This window comes from Rhizobium sp. BK529 (assembly GCF_014194105.1).
GTDB lineage: Bacteria > Pseudomonadota > Alphaproteobacteria > Rhizobiales > Rhizobiaceae > Rhizobium.
Window position 1 is genome coordinate 16,457 of sequence record NZ_JACIAU010000003.1, and the last position, 19,349, is coordinate 35,805.

A 19,349-nucleotide genomic window follows, 5' to 3' on the forward strand; every position below is an offset into this window, starting at 1 on the left:
CATGCACATTTGTAATGGAAACGGCTTAATCGCCTGCCATCCTCAGTCATCACACGGATTGTCTTCATGGAATTGTCCTCGACCGCCGCGCGCCTGTCGCCGGCAGCCTCGCCCCGCCTGCTCGTGCTTGCCGAAACCGCCCTCAAGGCAGGCGAAACGGCGTGCAAGGCGCTCAGACGACGCACGGCCGCCGAGATGGTCCACAAGGCTGCCCGCGACTATCAGACCGAAATCGATGTCGCAGTCGAACGAATCATCGTCGAGGAGATGATGAACGAATTCCCAACCTATGCGATCAAAGGCGAGGAAGAGGTCGGCAACCGGCAGGGCGGCGCGGACGCGCCGGTCATCTATATCGATCCGATCGATGGAACGACCAATTTCGCCTGGGGTATCCCGCATTTCGGCATGACGATCTCGATCGCCGAGGCCGACCGTGTCGTTGCCGGGGTCGTGTATGACGCCATGCAGGACGAGCTCTTCAGCGCCGAGGCCGGCGGCGGCGCCTGGCTGAACGGCGAGCAGATCCACTGCGCCGAGGTCGCCGATATCCAGAACGTGCTCGTTGGCGCCGGCCTGCCGATCCCCGGCCAGGTGAAGGCGGTCCCGGAGGATCTCTATTTCGATGCTGTCAGACGGCTGATGGCCAATACCGCCGGTGTGCGTCGGCTCGGTTCGGCAGCGCTCTCAATCGCCTATGTCGCCTGCGGCCGGTTAGACGGCTTCTTCGAGGATGGTCTGTTAGTGCATGACTTCGGCGCTTCGGCGCTGATGGTCGAGGAAGCGGGCGGCATCGTCACGCGCTTTTCCGGCGCTGGCGTGAGCGGCAAAGGCGATATCCTCGCGGCAAGCAAGGCACTTTATCCCTGGCTGCAGGCAGGCTTTCAGCCGAAAGCCTGACTTATTCAGGCCGTAAAGAGCGGCTGCACGGTTGCAGCCGCTTCGGCCGATCCCGACTGATGGATCAGCGCGTTGTCGCGGAAGGCGAAAAAGGCGGAGCAGCTCGCAGTCACGAGCATACCGGCTCTGATCATATCGCTTGGCGCAACCATCGCCTTTAGCCTGAGGCGATCGGCAAGGTCGATATCCACGATCTTATGCGTGCCGAAATCTGTAACGCGATGGACCGTCGCCTCTGCCGCCTGGCTGGCGGGACGCACCGTCAAAGCTTCCGGGCGTATCGCAAGTGTCACCTTTCCGTCTGCAACGGGAATGGGGAAACTGAACAGCGGATGCGCGCAGACCCCGTTATGGATCTCGGTCTCGACGAAATTCATCGAGCCGATGAAGCTTGCGACGAAGGCCGTCTGCGGCGCGCGATAGATGACGCTCGGCGGTGCGACCTGCTCGGTGCGGCCGTCGCGCATGACGACGATGCGGTCGGCAAGCGCCAGGGCTTCATCCTGGCCGTGAGTGACGAAAAGCGTGGTGATGCCGAGCCTCTGCTGGATATCGCGCACTTCTTCGCGCAGCCGCTCGCGCAGGTGCTGGTCGAGGCTGGCAAAGGGTTCGTCGAGCAGCAGGATCTTCGGTTCGAGGACGAGCGAGCGCGCAAGGGCCACGCGCTGCTGCTGGCCGCCAGAAAGCTGCGTCACAGCCCGTCGTCCGTAGTCGGCAAGACCAACGAGGACCAAAGCATCCTCGACACGCCGGCGGATCTCCGCCTTCGGCAGGCGCCGCAGCTTCAGGCCAAAGGCGATGTTGTTAAAGACATCCATGTGGGTCCAAAGCGCATGGCTCTGGAACACCATGCCGGTCGGGCGCCGCTCCGGCGGCAGGGTCGTCACGTCCTTAGCGTCGATGCGGATGCTGCCGCCCGTCGGCCGCTCAAAGCCGCCGATCATGCGCAGCAATGTCGATTTGCCGGAACCTGACGGGCCGAGCAGGCAGACGAGTTCGCCATCGCCCACCTCAAGCGTAAAATCGCGAACGGCAAAGGTATGGCCGAAGCTCTTCGAAACGCCTTCGATTGCCAGATGTGCCATAGTCCTATCCTTTCTGCCGGCGCTCAGGCGCCCAAGCCCCTCGCAAAGGCGCCGGTCCCGACAACGCGTCGCGCAAACATCAATGCCGCAAAGGACGGCACCCACAGCATGACGGAGAGGACGGCGCCATATTGGACGACGATCTGGCTATTGATGAAGCTGATCATCAGCACCGGCATGGTGCGAATTTCCGGCGCGCCGATCAGCCAGGCGCCCTCCGTCTCATAGAACGTGCCGACGAATGTCAGGAGCACTGCGGTTGAGATCGTCGGCGCAGCCTGCGGCAATGTGATAGACCAGAAGACGCGAAGCGGCATTGCGCCGGCGTCGCGCGCGGCCTCCTCCATGCGCCGGTCGACATTCTGGAAGGCGGCCACCGGGATCCAGATCATCAGCATCAGCGTGCCGACGAGCTGGATCAGCACCACGCCCCAGAAGGTGCTGATCAGCCCCAGCTGCAGGAAAATGCCGGCAATCGCCACCAGCAACCCGAACTTCGGAAAGGCGTGTGAAGCGAGAAAGGAGAGGAAGAGGACGTTGCGCCCTGGAAAACGCATGCGCGCAAAGGCGTAGGCCGCAGGAAGACAGATGATCGCCGATAGCACCGTTACCGTCGCCGTCAGCCGCAGGCTGAGGAAAAGCGCATCCCAGACATCCTTGCGGGCCAGCGTCTGCGACCAGAAACGCAGCCCGAATTGCTGGGGAATGACCGAGGGAAAGCGCCAGACCTCCGTGAAGGCCCAGGTGGCAACGACCAGCAGCGGCAGTGCGATGAAGAGCGTCAGCAGCAGCGAGAGAGCCACACCAATCCAGTCGAGTTTCAATGTGGCCGCCTGGCGCATCATCGGCCCTCGCGGTTGCGGGCGATCGACCAGACGTAGACGACGCCGAAGAAGAGGCAGAAGCAAAAAGTGATGACGGCCTGTGTCAGGGCATTCAACGGGTCGTTCATATCGGCGAAGGTGCGCTGCATGAAGGGTCCCATCATCTCAGGCGAAGCGGGACCGAGCACGTAGGGGAGCGTGAAGGCCGAGAATATGCCAAGCACGGCGAAGGATGCCGTCACCAGCAGCGAATTGCCCATGCGCGGAAGGATAATCGAGATGAAAACTCTCAAAGGTCTTGCACCGACATCGCGGGCAGCCTCGATGGAGTTATTGGAAACGGATGAGAGCCCGGCCGCCAGCATCAGCACGGTCAGGGGCAGATTGTCCCAGACGAGGCCGATAACCGGTCCCCAGGGCGTCAGGTAGGGGCTCGGCAGTTTCGGCAGCCCAACGGCGTTAAGCAGGATGTCGACCGTACCATTCGGCCCGATCGTACGGATCAACGCGTAGGAGAGAATGATCGAAGGGACGAACATCGGAAAGATCGCAAGCCCCTGGACATAAGCAGCAAGGCGGCTGCCGGAAAACCGCAGGTAAAGCGCAATCGGAAAGCCGATTGCAAGCAGGAGCAGACCGCAGATAAGGGTGGTCCAGAGCGTCAGCCAGAGATTGTTCAGGCTGTACCCATCCGTGAAGAAGAAATGATAGGAGGCGAGCGAAAACGCGATCGTCCCGTCCGGTTGCCGCACGAAAATGGTCGCGGCAACTGCCGAGAAGATCGGAAAGATAATCAGCCAGCCGACCAGAAAGACCGGCATGCCGACGAGGAGGAGCCCGTAAAGGCTTCCCCTGCTAGGAGGCTGAGCGCGGTCAACGACCGCAGGCTGCGCCGTATCGACCGCCATCAGGTGCGGCTGATGCCGGGCGCGACGTTGCGGTACCAGCCGTCGTTGATCGCCTTTTCCCAGTCGCCGCCCGGGAAGGTCGGGATGGTCGCGGGGATGACGTCGGCATATTTCTTGCGCAGGTCTTCGGAAACGTGATCCCAGGAAACGCCCGGGAAGCCGCCAATCTCGGTGATGATGGCTTCCTGCATCTCGCTCGTCAGCATGAAGGCGGCGAGCTTGAGGGCAGCATCCCTGTTGGCGCCGTTGGTGAAGATCGTCATGGCAGAAAACCCGCCGCAGAGTGCGAGATCGGAGAGCTGCACGAGGCCGGTCGTCTCGGGCAGAACGCCCTGCGAGATCGCCTGCAGGACCTGATCGGACCAGACCGGGGCCATGGTAACGACGCCCTGAGCGAGAAGCTGGATCGACTGCGTGTTGCCGGCGGTATAGGCGCCCTTCTGATAGAGTGACGGCGCGAGATCATTGAGGATCTTCCAGGCCGGCGTCAGCGACTGTTCGGCAAAGTCGGCGCTGAAATTGTCGATCTTGAACTTCTTCGGATCGCGGCCATTGGCTTCGTGGATCGCACGGCGAACGAAATTTCCGCCCGAACCGCCCTTGTCCGGGCGGTTGTAGATGAACTGGCCGGGATTGGCCTTGATCCAGGCCGTCAGCTGTTCCCAGGTCTTAGGAGCGTCCTTCGGGTCGAGCTTGGTCTTGTCGCAGGCAAGCAGAACCTGCGAGCCGCGATAAGGCAGCGCGTAGGGCGTGTCGATAGCGAGGGGGTTGACGCGGTCGAAGCCAGGAACGTTCTCCGCGGAGAATTTTACCCAGAGACCCGCATCGATACCGCCGGCCGGAAGGCGCGGATCGAAGGATTCGAAGAGATCTGCCTGCGGATCGGTCTTGGTCTTCAGCGCGGCGAGAGCGCGATCGGCGATGGCGCGCAATCCGTTATTGTCGCCGCCATCGGTCACCTTCAGCGCGACTTCCGGATGCGCTTTTTCGAAAGCCGGACGGATGATGTTATTCCAGAGGTCGATGATATTGGAATCCGAGCCGCTGTAGAGATCGATCGTGCCTGCGGCGGCCGAGGCGAAACGCGGAAGGGCAAGAAGACCCGCGGCCGCCGATGAGGTGATCAGAAATTCGCGCCTATTCATACCTGTCTCCCTTCGTTCTCGAGGCCGCGCCGCAGATGAGTTCTGAGACTTGCTAACTCCGGCGCGTAACATCGGAATGACAGAAGCGAAGAAAATGCACACGTGTGCCAAATGCTGGTAGACGAGGCCGATACTCGATTCCGGGCAGCATTATCGACCCCGGAAAATTCGTCAGACAAGTTCGTTATTTCCTGAGTGAAACAGCCCGGCCAGAATGCCTGGCACCAAGGAGTGGTCAATACGCGACTTGATCGCGTGGGCGTGAGAAAGCTCGCAGTTAAGCCGCTGCCGGGCCTACAGCTGGCTTCCTTGGTCCGCTCGACCGGGTTGCGCGTCAGACCAAGAGATTGGAGGCGACGATGCGCGGAGGTGGTGGACGGGGTTAAAACGCATTTCCCAAGAGTCTCCGGAAACACCCTGTATTTCGCCGTTTACAAGCCGCATAACTCGTTTCCGACACCTTTCAGCAAACAACCCCGTCCACCCCCTCCAGCAGACGATAATCATTTCGAATCAACCGCCTAAGCCGGATGGGGTTACCCCGTCCATACACCCTCCACCTCTGTGAACCCCGTCCAGAATCTGCCGTTGATGGACGGGGTTCCAGGACCGGACGGGGTTGCCGTGGACGGGGTTCGTCATCCTTCAGGAAATAAAAACCGAGGTTTGGCCGCCTCCATCGTCTTTACTCCGCAGCCTGCCGCAGTGGGGTAAAACCGATTTGCCGTCGCTGCGGGCTTTCTTGCCGCAACGTCCGCAGCATCTCCTCGTATTCCTGCTCCATTTCCGGGGTGACGGACGGGCGGACTTCCTGGAGCGCCTTGGAGAAATCCTCTTTGGTCACGGTGGAAGCGTCGAGCGAAGTTCGCAGCGCGATGAGTCCAGCGCGACGCGTCAAGTCCTCAAGGTCGGCCCCGGTAAAGCGCACGGTCTGTTCGGCGAGTTCATCCAAATCGACATTGTCAGCCAATGGCATCTTCTTCGTATGGATACCGAGGATTTTCCGCCGCGCTTTGGCATCAGGGACCGGAACGTAGACCAGTTCGTCAAAACGGCCCGGTCTCAGAAGCGCGGGATCGAGAAGATTTGGCCGGTTGGTCGCCGCCATGACAACGACGCCCTGCATGTCCTCCAGACCATCCATCTCTGCCAGAAGCGTGTTGACCACGCGTTCGGTTACCGCCGGCTCACCCAAGCCTCCGCCACGGGCCGGAGCAAGCGAGTCGATCTCATCGATAAAGATAACCGTCGGGGCGACCTGCCTGGCGCGCTCGAACAGCCGCGAAACCTGCTGTTCGGATTCGCCATACCATTTCGACAGAAGGTCGGATGACTTCGTCGCCACGAAATTGGCTTCAGCCTCGCGCGCCACGGCTTTTGCGAGCAGCGTCTTGCCGGTTCCCGGAGGCCCGAAGAGCAGGAAGCCCTTGGCGGGGCGAATGCCCATCCGCTTGAAGGACTGCGGTGCGCGCAGCGGCAGCTCCACACCCTCCTTCAGCTTCATCTGTGCTTCGTCCAGTCCGCCGACGTCCTCCCAGCGCACGTTGGGTGCCTGGATCATGATCTCACGCAGAGCCGATGGTTGAATACGCTTCATCGCCGACAGGAAGTCATCCTGCGAAACCGTCAGCTTCTCCAGAACCTCACTCGGAATACCTTCCCGAAGATTGATGTCCGGCAGCACACGTCGCAACGCATCCATCGCTGCTTCGCGAACGAGTGCCCCCAGATCCGCGCCGACGAAACCGTAGGTCGTTCTGGCGATTTCGTCGAGATCGGTATCTTCCGCAAGCGGCATGCCACGGGTGTGGATGGCCAGGACTTCGCGCCGCCCGTTCTGGTCTGGAACGCCGATGACAATCTCGCGATCAAAGCGTCCCGGACGCCGCAGCGCCTCATCGATCGCGTCGCGCCTGTTGGTCGCACCGATAACGACAATATTCTGCCGGGGCTCCAGCCCATCCATCAAAGTCAGGAGTTGGGCAACGATACGTCGCTCGACCTCGCCAGTGACCTGTTCACGCTTCGGCGCGATGGAGTCGATCTCGTCGATGAAGATTATGGAAGGAGCGTTCTGCGAGGCTTCCTGGAAGACCTGCCTCAGCCGTTCCTCGGACTCGCCGTATCGGCTGCCCATGATTTCGGGTCCGGCGATATGGTAGAAATTGGCCTCCGTCTCGTTGGCGACGGCCCGGGCAAGAAGGGTCTTGCCGGTTCCCGGAGGCCCGTAGAGCAATACGCCCTTCGGCGGGTCGATGCCGAGGCGCTGAAAGAGCTCCGGATGGCGCAAGGGCAGTTCCACCATCTCGCGGACCTGTTCGACGGACGAGCCTAGACCGCCAATATCATCGTAGGTGACGTCCGCGCGGCGTGCCTCCTTCGGCTCCTCGAACTGCGGACGCAGCTCGACTGTGGTCTGCTCTGTCATCTGGACGATGCCACGAGGCTGCGTCGAGACGACAACGAGCCTGATTTCCTGAAGACCGTAAGCCGGAAGATTGAACCGTGGATCCCTTATTCGTTGCTGCACCGATGTCGAAACGACGTCTCCCGCAACCATCGGCATCTGGAGGAAAGTTCGCTGCAGAGCCTCACCTGATCCCTGTAGCACCAAATTCTTCTGCGCCGGCGCCAGAACCACCTTCGTCGCCGGACGCGCCTCGGCTTTGCGGATTTCGATGTGGTCTCCGCTCGTCACTCCGGCATTTACGCGTTGCAGGCCATCGAGGCGCACAATGTTCAATCCCTCGTCATCGGGATAGGGACGCATCGCGACCGCAGCCGTATGGCGCTTGCCGATAAGTTCGATGAGGTCACCCTCTCGAATACCAAGCTTGCTCATCGCGCTCGAAGATAGGCGCGCAATGCTTGTTCCCGCATCCTGCGGTCTCATGTTTGCAACTTGCAATGTGAGTATCTGATCATCTGAGACGGACACAAGAACCTCCATAAAGTCGGGAACTGAAACGCGTAAGGATCGGCACGAGGATTATTACGCCCGATGACCCTGTCGGAAGAAGTGGATCAAAGTATAGGGCATGGATGACGGTTTTCGAGCCGCCGCATTGATCCAGTCTGTGTGCGAGGCGGCTGCGACCATAAGCGATGCATCGCTAGCCGATCGGCCTTAAGGAAGGCTGGGCGAGCAATTTCGCTCAAAACTTTCTCGACTGAAAAGCCCAGAGGGTCCATGGCACGCGCAAATCCGTCGAAATGCGAATTGGTTCGGCCACTGCTGAAGAACGTGCCGATGACGGCGGCCTGACACGTCCCTCGCCGATGGCCGAGCGCCTTTACAAACAGCATCGGGACGCTGCTTTCAGGACGCGGATCGCCAACCACTCATCGAAGCAGAGAGCGGAGCGCATCTTTTGCTGCGCTCGTCACCGCATCGGTGGTGATGCCGAACTTCTCGTAGACGTCGCCGATTTTGCCCGACGCGCCGAAGCTGTGCATTCCGACGAACCTGCCGTCGAGCCCGAGATATCGGTCCCAACTGTCCCGGACGGCCGCTTCCACCGCGACACGCGCCGTTCCCTGCCCGAGAACCGCGCGCTTATAGTCGGGCGTCTGCGCCTCGAACAGCAGTCGGCAGGGGATGGAGACAACTGCAGTTGGAATGCCTTCCGCCTGGAGCCTGGCTCTTGCCTCAGCGGCGAGGTGCAATTCCGACCCGGTCGACATGATCGTCAGCTGACGCTCGCCGCCCGCAGCTTCAAGGAGAACATATCCGCCTTTTGCCGACAGGTTTTCGGAGCCCGGCTCCTTTCTCAGAAGCGGCATGGGCTGGCGGGACAGCGCAATCAGCGCAGCCCGCCGCGGGGCGTCGAGAATGGCCTGCCAGCATTCCGCCGTCTCGATCGGATCTCCCGGGCGGAATACGGCAAGGCCCGGAATGGCGCGCAGCGCCGTCAGATGTTCGACCGGCTGATGTGTCGGGCCGTCCTCGCCGAGGCCGATCGAGTCATGCGTCATCACGAAGATCGACCGCACCTCCATCATCGCCGCCAGTCGAATGGAGGGGCGCGCATAATCGGAGAAGGTCAGGAAGGTGCCGCCATAGGGGATCAGCCCGCCATGAAGAGCGATCCCGTTGATGGCTGCAGCCATGCCATGCTCACGCACGCCATAGTGAATGTAGGAGCCATTATATTGGCCAGGCGCGATCTCGATCATGGATTTGGCCTTCGTATTGTTGGAAGGCGTCAGGTCTGCCGATCCGCCGATGAGCTCAGGGAGCGCTTCTGCGAGATGGTTGAGCACAATCCCGCTCGCCTGCCTGGTCGCAAGGTCCTTTTCAGCAGAGAGAAGCTCTTCTTTTGCCGCCTCGATCGCCTTCGTCCAGTCCGAGGGCAGTTCACCCTTCATGCGGCGTTCGAAATCAGCGCGAATGTCAGCCTTCGCCGTCTGGACCCGGACCGCCCAGGCCATTCGGGCATTGCGTCCCTTCGCGCCAATCTTTCTCCAGTCTTCCAACAGGTTGGACGGAATCTCGAAAGGTGGCGCATTCCAGCCGAGTATCTTGCGGGCGCCGGCAATCTCCTCTTCGCCGGGGGCGTCGCTATGGGCCTTCTGCGTGCCGGCGCGGGTCGGAAAGCCGAAGCCGATGATGGTCTTGCACGCGATCATGGACGGGCGATCGGTGACCCGTTGGGCTTCGACGATCGCATTGCGGATGGCGTCGGTATCGTGGCCGTCGATTTCCTGAACATGCCAGTTCGACGCACGAAACCGCGCCGGCTGATCGTCGGATTCCGCCAGGCTCGTCGCGCCGTCGATCGATATCGAGTTATTGTCCCAGAACGCGATCAGCTTGCCGAGCTTCAGATGGCCGGCCAGCGATATGGCCTCCTGGCTGATGCCTTCCATCAGGCATCCGTCGCCGAGGAACACGTAGGTATAGTGGTTGGATAGATCGTCACCGAACCTGGCGTTCATGATGCGCTCGGCAAGTGCGAAGCCGACCGAATTGGCAATGCCCTGTCCGAGCGGACCCGTGGTCGTTTCGATCCCCGTAGCATGGTGATATTCCGGGTGCCCCGCCGTTCTGCTGCCGATCTGGCGAAAATTCTTGATTTCGTCGATCGTCATGTCCCGATAGCCGGTCAGATAGAGCAGGCTGTAGAGCAGCATCGAGCCATGACCGTTGGAGATCAGGAAACGGTCCCGGTCGAACCAGTAGGGATCTTCGGCATCGAATTTCAGAAATTCGGAAAAGAGCACGACAGCAATGTCGGCCATGCCCATCGGCATGCCCGGATGCCCGCTCTTGGCCTTCTCGACGGCGTCCATCGAGAGAAACCGGATGCAATTGGCCATGTCGCGCAGGTGTTGATCGCGGGGCGCCGGTACAGACTTCACGGATTCCGTCATGATCGTTTCCTCAGGTCTGGGTGAAAGGACAAACCGAAGATAGTGCCCGATGCGGACTGGGCTACTGCGACATGTTGAAATCTCGCCACGAACGCCTCATCCAATGGTCATCTCGCCGACCGTGGCTCGTTCCGGGTTCGATTGAGACATTCACACACGCCGCGATCGCTCCTCACGAGCGATCGACAATGGGTTCGAAACGCGTAATGACAAGTCCCAAAGATGGTTGCGGCTAGTTTTGCTGCAGCCGCCAAGTCCGAATTTCAAAGGGCATGATGTCGGCAGGTCCCGCACGTTCGATCGGCTCTTCTAGGATGTTCAGAGGTCCTGAAGCCTGCCACCCCGAGGGCAAGGCGATTGAAAGACGACCGCGCCGGCCCGCAGGCTCGTAAAGCCGCAGGATAAGGCCTTCGCCCTCCTCTGCCGGTTTCAGCCCCGAAATGGCAACCGGTATGCCCTGCACACCGAGGGGCGATAATGTGCCCGCCGAAAGCCCAGTCGCCTCGACGGTGACCAGCGGCTGATTGAGATCAATCGCTTCCTGCAGGACATCTCCTTCATGCCAGGCACCTTCATGCGGCATCAGCGCATAGGTGAAGTTCTGCTCCCCTTCGTCGGCGAGCGGATCGGGATAGATTGGCGAGCGCACGAGGCTCATGCCGATGACATTGCCCCGAGCGCTGTGTCCGTATTTGGCATTGTTGAGCAGAGCAACGCCAAAGCCCGGCTCGCTGAGATCGACGAATCGATGTGCGGCAGCCTCGAACATCGCCTGTTCCCACGACGTGTTGGTGTGCGTCTGGCGCTCGACGATACCGAAGGCGCATTCGAAGGTGGCGATGCGAGACCGCACGGCCACCGGGTTCAGGGTTCTCAGGAGGGTCCGCCGATCATGCCAATCGATCGTGGTTTCGATATCGAGCCGGCGCGCATTGGCGCACAGCACGTAAAGCTGGGTAACCGTCGAGTCCCGGTATCGATGGACGACGCGGATCGCGGCACGATGCGGCCCCTGTTCGACGAGCGTAATGCTCTGCGGCGCCTCAAGACGGACAGCTTTTTCGGCATAGTCGGCATCGACGTCCCAGGCATCCCAGTTGCGCGGCTTATCGGCAGGATAGACCCAGAGCTGATTTGCCGAACCCTCGATGGCCTCCCTACCCGTTGCTTTGTGAACAAGGCTCGAAACGGCGCCATCCTTGCCAATGACGACCGACAGATGCTCGTTTTCGAGACTGTGGGTATCGGCTTTCAGGAGTCCGGCGGGCTTCAACGCCTTGCGGTCGAAAACAGCCACGGAAAGAGGTGCCACGGGATCGGCAGACGACAGGACCGTGCCATCGGAAAGCTTCGCGGTGAGTGGCCGCGGCGCGAGCGACGGGTTGACGACGACCAGCGCATCGGCCACGCCACCCGCCGGAAGATGAGTGGATAGCGTCTTCAGAACCCTGGCCTGTTCAGCCCTGGCATTGCCTATGACGCCGTCGAGTTCTCGCTCGGCATCGATATAAACTTCGCGGATGCTCGAGCCCGGCAGGATATCGTGAAACTCGTTCTTCAGGACGACGCGCCAATCCGCTTCCAGGCTTTGTGGTTTGCTGCCACCCAGCAAATGGGCAAGCGAAGCAATCGTCTCCGCCGTTATAAGCGCCCGCTCGGCCTGCCGGTGCTTGCGCTTGACGCCGCTTTGCGACGTCAGCGTCGCGCGGTGCAGTTCAAGATAGATTTCTCCATCCCAGACCGGAAGCTCCTTTTCTGTCGCCGTGCGATGGGCTTTTTCGTAAAATCCCTTCACCGTGCCCCAACGCGCCCTGGGGATGGCCGGAAAGTCGCGCAATTGCACTTCGCGTTCGACCATCTCCGGTGTCACGCCACCGCCGCCGTCGCCATAGCCGACGGCCAGCAGCGAGGTGTCGTGCTGCGTCTTGCCGCGGAAATTCTTCCACGTCGGCACGAAGCAATCCGGCTGCACGAAACCATTATAGCCGTGCATGGGATTGTCGAAGGTATGGGTCAGAACCTTGCTTTCATCGAGCCCCTTCCACCAAAAAAGATCGGATGGGATATGATTGGTCTCGCTCCAGTTCACCTTGATGGTGAAGAAGCTGTCGATCCCGCCGAGCTTTAAAATCTGCGGCAAGGCACCCGAGAAGCCGAAGCAATCCGGCAGCCAGCAGACCGTATGGCGCAAGCCGAAGTTTTTCTCGAAATAGCGCTGCCCGTAAAGGACCTGCCGCGCGAGGCTCTCGCCCGTCGGCATGTTGGTGTCGGGTTCGACCCACATGCCGCCGACGGTTTCCCATTTGCCTTCGGCGACCTTCTTCTTGATCCGCTCGAGAAGCTCGGGATCATCCTCTTCCATCTGCGCATAATAATGGGCCGTCGACTGATTGAAGCGGAAGTCGTCCGACCGCTCCATCAGCGAAAGCGCAGTATTGAAGGTGCGCCGCATCTTCCGGCGCGTCTCGCCGTAAGGCCATAGCCAGGCGAGGTCGATATGGGCGTGGCCGGTGAGCAGCAACTGCCCATTCGGCGGAAAGCGTTCCTGGAGTTCCTTCAGTCGTGCGACCAGTCCATCATGGGCAGCACCTGCCGAAGCGCTCTGTACCTCGGTAAGGCCGGCCGGATTTACCTGGAGTTCCGGCAACTCCCAGATCTTTTGCTGCATCACCGCGCCGGATGTGCGCGAAATATAGGCTGACGTATCCGATGGCCAGTCGAGGCTGCGCAGCGCCCGTTCGGCCGCGTCGATCAGATGCGGCACGACCTCATGGCTTTCGAGTACGGCAGCGGCCTCGCCGATCTGCCGCAACAGGAGGTGCAGTTTGTGGACCGGCTCATCCAGCCGGATCAGCCGCGCCTCGTTGAGTCGCGGTGCCCGGTTCGGCTCTCCAAACGGAAAGCGTGCGACGCTCTCTGTGCTGATAGAGAATTCCCGGTCTTTGATTGGGAACTCCTGATGGTAGGGATCGAGCCCGAACGTCTCTACCTGGCCGCCGGAATAATGCAACGTGATCAGGCTCTCGCCACCGAGATCGAGCCGCAGGCGAACCTCATCGATCGGCCAGTCGCGCGGTACGGTCACCGATGCCGCGAAATGCACCGTCCCCTTGCGGTGCGGCCAGTCCTGATGATGAGCGATCGGCTTACCGTCAAAGGTCCAGCCGTCGATCAGGACGCTTTGCCTGTCGCGCCAGTGGGCGAGTTCGGCCGTACGGACCTTTAGACGATCGAGACGTTGGGCAATGGTGAGAGACATGGCGGGTCCTGTCGGAAACGAGCAAACTGACGGGCGGGGAGAAAGGCGGGCAATAGGCCGCAGCCCCGCGTCCCCGCCTCCTCCTCCAACCGGGCACGTGGTTTTTCTTAGATTAAGTAACTTTGTTTTGCAGTCAAGCGTGCAAGAAATAAGTTGCGAGACTTTTGCCGGTGATACACAAGCAATCAGGTGCTTAGGGAAGACGGTTATGCGGTATCTTCGATCCGGGCCGCGGCGGCGTCAGCCAGAAGAAACGGCCGTTGCACGCGGTAAAACAATCGGTCTGCGGTCAGGAGAAATCGCCGACAGAAATATCCGCGTCATCCTGGAGGCGATCCGTCGACACGGCCCGTTGACCCGCATGGAACTTGGCCAGCACTCCGGGCTCACCGGTCCGGGCATCACCAATATTCTGCGCCGCCTGAGCGACGAGGGCCTGGTGACGTCGCACCGCCGCAACGGCGCAGGCAGCGGCGCAACCGCCACCGAATTTGCATTGCGGCCCGATGGCGCGTTCTCGATCGGCGTCAGGGTCCGCCAAAATCGCGGCGAAGCCGTTCTGATCGACCTCAGCGGCCAGGTTCATGACCGCGAGTATTTTCCCCTCGTCCCGACAACGCGCGTGACGTCCGTCCTTTCGGCCACCCAGAACATGATCAGCCGGCACGACGGCCTGCCGATCATCGGCCTGGGGATCGGGTCAAACGACTGGAGCGCAGAAGAAAGCGATGAGCTCAACGCAGCATCGAGGCTTTCCCCTTGTCATGTGGAGAATGAGTGCACCGTAAGCCTGCTTGCCGAACGAACCATCGGCACGCCGGCTCCCGAAGGCGGACTGTCGATGATCATCATCGACGAGGACGTACAGGCCGGTTTCCTCATTCGCGGAATTCCCTATTCGGGCGTTCACGGTCGCGCAGGCAGCATCGGCGAGATGCTGACAGGCCCCGACAATGTCCAATTGAACACCGTTGTCGGCTTCGGCGCTTTGCGTGCGCTGGTCAGCGATAACGAGTTCAGACGGCTGATGGCGGGCGAAGAACTCTCTTCCCCGCAATTGACGCAGTGGATCCGTGATGCCGCAAGCCACCTGCTTGATCCAATCATTGCGATGGCCGGCTTCGTTGCGCCGGGAGTCATCATGATCGGCGGCGACCTGCCGCGAAGCGTCATTGAAGCGCTGATCCACCAGCTCTCCGTCGAACGCCGCGACACCTCGAAGCGCCCCTTCCTGACGCCCTGGATTTCGCCGATGAAGCCGGCAAGCTTCAGCGGCGGCGGGGTGGCGCTGGGGGCGGCACTGCTGCCCTTCCTCAACACCCTGCTGCCGCCGGTTTCGGCCTGACGCCGCAGCCTTCGCTCAGGCAAGCGCCTCGTCCATATGACTGATATCCGATGCGAGCGCCTTGTCGAGGACCTTCTGGATATTCGCTGCCCTGCGGAACGATGGTTCCTGCGTCTTGCCCGCCCGGACGGCCTGCACGAAGCGCTGGTAGTTCGTCTCCACCGGATCGAAGGGGATGTCGCGCCATGTTGCCGTGTGGACGTCTTCGCCGAGGCAGGCCCGAAGGGTCGACTTTCCAGTGTCATAGATCATCTCGATCGAACCCGTCTCGCCATAGACCCGGAGACGCAGCTGGTCCATCTGGCCGGCAGCTGTTCGCGTCGCCTGAATGGTGCCGATCGCGCCGGTCGTGAAATCGACGTTCATGGTGAAGCTGTCATTCGCATCGAGATCATATTCGCCGATCTTGTGGTCCGGCGCCTTGTTGAAGGTTTTCAACCGCGCGAAGACGTGGGCGACGTCGAGCCCCGAACCGTAGGACGCGAAATCGACGATATGGATGCCGATATCACCGAGCGCGCCGTTCGATCCATGCTTCTTGCTGAGGCGCCACAGCCATTTGCTCTCGGTTTTCCAGTCGCCCCAATGGCGGCCAACGAGCCAGCTCTGCAGATGCGACGCCTCAATGTGCCGCACCTCGCCGATCTCGCCGGCAAGCACCATCTGCCGGCCCTTCTGCAGGGCAGGCGAATTGCGATAGGTGAAATTGACCATGCCGACCTTACCCGCTTTCTCGATGGCATCGGTCATTTCCATCGCCTTGATGGCATCGGTCGCCAGTGGCTTTTCACAGAAGACATGCTTGCCCGCCGCAATCGCCTGAAGCGTCGTCGGGTGATGAATGCGGTCGGGTGTGACATTGGCAACGGCGTCAAATTCGCCCCAGGCCAGCGCCTCCTCCAAGGAGCTGAAGTGATTGGGAATACCGTGTTCCGAACAAAAGGCCGCCAGCCGCTCGGGCACGACATCGACCCCGCCCACCACGCTGACGCCTTCGATCGCCTTGAAATTTGCAGCATGCTGGTTGGCCATTCCGCCAGTGCCGAGAATGAGTAAGCGCATCTGATCCTCCATAGATGTCAGGTTCGGCTATCCTCTCGTAGCCGAGGCAAAAACTCATCGCTCCATTGCGGATGGCCGCAATGGCTCGATTTTTCAGTGATTGGGAAGTGGGGCTGCGGTCCGCTAGCTTGTGTTGAATGTCGCCAGCATCTCAATCCTCCCAAGCTGCGGCTTGACATCAAATCAAAGTAACTTAATCTAATTAATGCAGCATGGAAATGAGGAGAGGTCAACCGACCACCAGGCTGTATCCGTTTAAAATGGGGAGGAGACCCATCATGAAGAGAGCGTTCATCAGCGCACTAGCGCTGAGCACAATGTTATTTTCAGTGCCTGCCGCATTTGCCCAGGAGCTTGCGACCAAAGACCGGATCGGCGCCGCCGATGCGCCGAAAACCCTCGTCGTTCGGCTCACCAACGACAGCCCCAACAATGCCGATCCGGCAATCGCAGACGGTTATCAGAAGCTCTTTGTCGACTTCATCAAGAAGCATCCCGACTGGAAGCTGCAGATGCAGTTCATGTCGGCTGACATCGGCACCGAACAGGCCAAGATGCTGGAACAGGCCAAGGCCGGCAATGCCCCTGACTGCGCCGCGGTCGACTCCTTCGTGCTCTCGCAGTTCATGGTCAATCATGTGCTTGCCGACTTCACGCCCTATTTCTCGAAGGAGGAAGTCGCCGACCTCTTTCCCTTCATCCGCAACGGCATTACCGACAAGGATCAGACGATCCGCGCGTGGTGGTGGGATACGGACCTTCGTGTGCTCTACCGCAACAAGTCGATCGTCGCCGATGCACCGCAGACCTGGGATGATCTGAAAAAGGCCGGACTTTCTTCCGTCGAGCAGGGCATGGAAGGCATCCTCTTCAATGCCGGTCGATACGAGGGATCCACTTTCGACTGGTTGGCGAACTACTGGGCGCTCGGCGGCAAGCTCGTCGACGATTCCGGTAAACCAGTCTTCGGTGAGGGCGAAAACAAGGAGAAATTCCTGAAAGCCCTTAACTACTACAAGGACCTCGTCGATTCCGGAGCAGCACCGAAGCGCGTGACGACCATCGGCAACTATGACGACCTCAATGCTGCCGCTGCAGCCGGAACCACGGCGCTCTTCATCGGCGGCAACTGGCAATATGCCCAGCTGAAGGTCACGCTCGATGAGGACGAATTTGCCAAATGGACCTTCTCGCCGATCCCCGGCCCGACCGCCGATCAGCGCTCCACGGGTACCGGCGGCTGGACGATCGCCTCCTTCAGCAAGGACAAGGACAAGGTGGAGATGTGCGCCAATCTTGCCCGCGAGGTCTATATGGGACCGGCCAATGCGCTTCAACAGCAGCTGCCGACGCGCAAGTCGCTCTTTGACAAGTACGATGTCTTCGCAACCGACGCCAACAAGACCTTTGCCGGCGCTCTCGTCAACGGTCAGGCCCGTCCGGGCGCCCCGATCTATCCGGAAATCTCCAACCAGATACAGATCATGATGGGCGACGTGCTGTCCGGCACCAAGAAGCCGGAAGAGGCTCTGGACGCTGCGTTCAACGCGACGATGGAGGCTTACAAGCGTCTCTAACGATTGAGATCGCGGCGGCGCCCATGACGGGCGTCGCCGGTCATGTCAAACCCGGACAGAGAAGCCCTATGAGCCCCATTGCCATCGAGGCTGCCAGCCCGCCTCACAGCAGATCGTTCATGCGCCGTTTTGCCGGGGCACCCTTGCCCTGGATCATGCCGGTGATCATCGTCATCGGCATCTTCTATCTCTACCCTGTCATCGACGTGTTTCGCCTGTCGTTCACCAATGCGACGCTGATCGGCGACAATCCGGTCTACACGCTCGGCACGATTTCGAACGCGCTGAGTTCGCCGCAGTTGCCTGACATCTTATGGGCGACCCTCATCTTCGTCGGCGGCAGCGTCATCGGCCAGCAGATATTCGGTCTCGCCGTTGCCGTCGTCGTCATCAGAGGCGAGAAACGCGGCCTCTTCGGCACCACGATCCTGCGCACCACGGCACTCGTCGCCTGGGTGGTCCCTGGCATTGCCGGCGGCATCATCTGGCAGATGCTGTTTTCCGAAGCCCCCTATGGGGCGCTGAACAGCATCCTGCGGCTCATGCACCTGCCAACCGTCGCCTGGCTTTCCGATCCGGCGATCGCCCCATGGTCTGCGCTGATCTCCAACATCTGGCGTGGCACGGCCTTCTCGATGGTTGTCATGTATGCCGCCCTCAAAGCGATCGACCCCTCGCTCTACGAAGCGGCCGACGTCGATGGCGCAACAGGCCCGCAACAATTCTTCTTCATCACGCTGCCCCAGCTGCGCGCGGCCATGCTCGTCAACATGATCCTCATCACGATCATGACGCTCAACACATTCGACGCGATCATCACACTGACAGGGGGCGGCCCCGGACGCGCGACCGAGGTGATCTCGCTTTATGTGTTCAATATCGTCTTCCGCAATTACGACCTTTCCGGCGGTAGCGTGCTCTCCGTGCTGATGCTGATCATCAGCCTCGGGCTTGCCTTCGTTTACGCATCGTTCCTGCCGAAGGAGGAAGAGCAATGAGCAGACGTACCGGCACGCGCTTCGGTGATTTCTTAAGCTACCTCTTCATGCTGGCGATGTTCATCTTCTTCGCCGGCCCCCTCAGCTACCTCCTGTCGATGGCCTTGCGAGACAGACGCGAGATCTATCGGGGTGTGGCGCGCTACATCCCTAAAAATCCGACCATCGACAATTTCATTACCGTGCTCAACAACAGCTACTTCCCGATCTATCTCTGGAACGGCCTGAAGCTCGCAGCACTTAGCGGTTTTGGCGTTCTGATCGTTGCGTTGCCCGCAGCTTACGCATTTTCCCGCTACCAGTTCCGCGGCAAGGGGCTGTCGATGATGGGGCTCCTCCTGTTCCAGATGATCTCGCCACTCGTCATTATGGTACCGCTTTACCGCTACATGAACCGTCTCGGCCTGCTCGATACGCATTTCGCAGTGACGATGGTCTACATCGCCCTCGGCGTGCCGCTCGCGACCTGGCTTTTGAAAAGCACGATTGACGGCATTCCGCGCAGTCTCGACGAGGCGGCGATGATCGATGGATGCAACCGATTTTCGGTCTTCTGGCGGATCGTCCTGCCGCTTTCGGCGCCTGGTATCGCTTCCGTCTTCATCATCACCGTGATTGCGGGCTGGTCGCAATTCCTCGTGCCTTTTCTTCTGCTCACTCAAAACAATCTGATGCCGATCGGCGTCGGGATCTTTAACTTCCGTGGCATGCAGACCGACTCGTCCATTCAGCTGCTTGCGGCCGCCTGCCTGATCTCCGTCGTGCCGGCGATCGTGGCATTCCTGTCGCTCCAGCGGCTGATCCTCGGCGCCATGACCAGCGGCGCGGTGAAGGGATAGAGCCTGCTTGCGTGAGTGGCTGACAGAGGATCCC

13 protein-coding genes are annotated in these 19,349 nt (G+C 60.4%); 5 read left to right on the top strand and 8 right to left on the bottom strand.

Annotated elements, in window-relative coordinates; all coding sequences use genetic code 11:
* The first annotated feature begins 66 nt into the window (after positions 1-66).
* Positions 67-900 (top strand): inositol monophosphatase family protein, encoded by an 834-nt coding sequence (locus FHX08_RS20040; protein WP_132658636.1) that lies wholly within the window; start codon positions 67-69, stop codon positions 898-900.
* A gap of 5 nt (positions 901-905) precedes the next feature.
* Here FHX08_RS20040 and FHX08_RS20045 read toward each other — a convergent pair whose 3' ends face one another.
* The 7 genes from FHX08_RS20045 to FHX08_RS20075 form a co-directional block, all read right to left on the bottom strand.
* Positions 906-1,985 (bottom strand): ABC transporter ATP-binding protein, encoded by a 1,080-nt coding sequence (locus tag FHX08_RS20045; RefSeq protein WP_132658635.1) that lies wholly within the window; start codon positions 1,983-1,985, stop codon positions 906-908.
* Positions 1,986-2,008: 23 nt separating this feature from the next.
* The gene (locus FHX08_RS20050) at positions 2,009-2,830 is read right to left on the bottom strand and encodes an ABC transporter permease (protein ID WP_132658634.1); all 822 of its coding nucleotides are present in this window, start codon (positions 2,828-2,830) and stop codon (positions 2,009-2,011) included.
* Positions 2,827-3,717: an ABC transporter permease gene (locus FHX08_RS20055; RefSeq protein WP_132658633.1), complete on the bottom strand. Its 891-nt coding sequence runs from the start codon at positions 3,715-3,717 to the stop codon at positions 2,827-2,829. The genes FHX08_RS20050 and FHX08_RS20055 overlap by 4 nt, the downstream gene beginning before the upstream one ends.
* Positions 3,717-4,862 carry an extracellular solute-binding protein gene (locus tag FHX08_RS20060; RefSeq protein ID WP_132658632.1) on the bottom strand — a complete coding sequence of 382 codons (1,146 nt, stop codon included), beginning with the start codon at positions 4,860-4,862 and terminating at the stop codon, positions 3,717-3,719. Before FHX08_RS20060 ends, FHX08_RS20055 begins: the two co-directional genes overlap by 1 nt.
* A gap of 685 nt (positions 4,863-5,547) precedes the next feature.
* The gene (locus FHX08_RS20065; RefSeq protein WP_132658631.1) at positions 5,548-7,800 is read right to left on the bottom strand and encodes a CDC48 family AAA ATPase; all 2,253 of its coding nucleotides are present in this window, start codon (positions 7,798-7,800) and stop codon (positions 5,548-5,550) included.
* A 404-nt stretch (positions 7,801-8,204) separates the two neighbouring features.
* Positions 8,205-10,235, bottom strand: a complete 2,031-nt coding sequence (tkt, locus tag FHX08_RS20070) for a transketolase (protein WP_132658630.1) — start codon at positions 10,233-10,235, stop codon at positions 8,205-8,207.
* Positions 10,236-10,467: 232 nt separating this feature from the next.
* Positions 10,468-13,494: a glycoside hydrolase family 38 C-terminal domain-containing protein gene (locus FHX08_RS20075; RefSeq protein WP_132658629.1), complete on the bottom strand. Its 3,027-nt coding sequence runs from the start codon at positions 13,492-13,494 to the stop codon at positions 10,468-10,470.
* A gap of 208 nt (positions 13,495-13,702) precedes the next feature.
* Between FHX08_RS20075 and FHX08_RS20080 the strand changes: the two genes are divergently transcribed.
* Positions 13,703-14,839, top strand: a complete 1,137-nt coding sequence (locus FHX08_RS20080; RefSeq protein ID WP_132658628.1) for an ROK family transcriptional regulator — start codon at positions 13,703-13,705, stop codon at positions 14,837-14,839.
* Between the two features lie 15 nt (positions 14,840-14,854).
* On the opposite strand, the gene FHX08_RS20085 is transcribed toward FHX08_RS20080, so the two are convergent.
* A complete protein-coding gene (locus tag FHX08_RS20085) occupies positions 14,855-15,901 on the bottom strand; it encodes a Gfo/Idh/MocA family protein (RefSeq protein ID WP_132658627.1) in 1,047 nt (348 codons plus the stop codon).
* A 278-nt stretch (positions 15,902-16,179) separates the two neighbouring features.
* Here FHX08_RS20085 and FHX08_RS20090 point away from each other — a divergent pair, with 278 nt between their 5' ends.
* The 3 genes from FHX08_RS20090 (at position 16,180) to FHX08_RS20100 (ending at position 19,315) form a co-directional block, all read left to right on the top strand.
* A complete protein-coding gene (locus FHX08_RS20090) occupies positions 16,180-17,478 on the top strand; it encodes an extracellular solute-binding protein (protein ID WP_132658626.1) in 1,299 nt (432 codons plus the stop codon).
* Between the two features lie 68 nt (positions 17,479-17,546).
* On the top strand, positions 17,547-18,476 hold the full coding sequence (locus FHX08_RS20095) for a carbohydrate ABC transporter permease (RefSeq protein ID WP_132658625.1): 930 nt from the start codon (positions 17,547-17,549) through the stop codon (positions 18,474-18,476).
* Positions 18,473-19,315, top strand: a complete 843-nt coding sequence (locus FHX08_RS20100; RefSeq protein ID WP_132658624.1) for a carbohydrate ABC transporter permease — start codon at positions 18,473-18,475, stop codon at positions 19,313-19,315. Before FHX08_RS20095 ends, FHX08_RS20100 begins: the two co-directional genes overlap by 4 nt.
* The last annotated feature ends 34 nt before the right edge of the window (positions 19,316-19,349 follow it).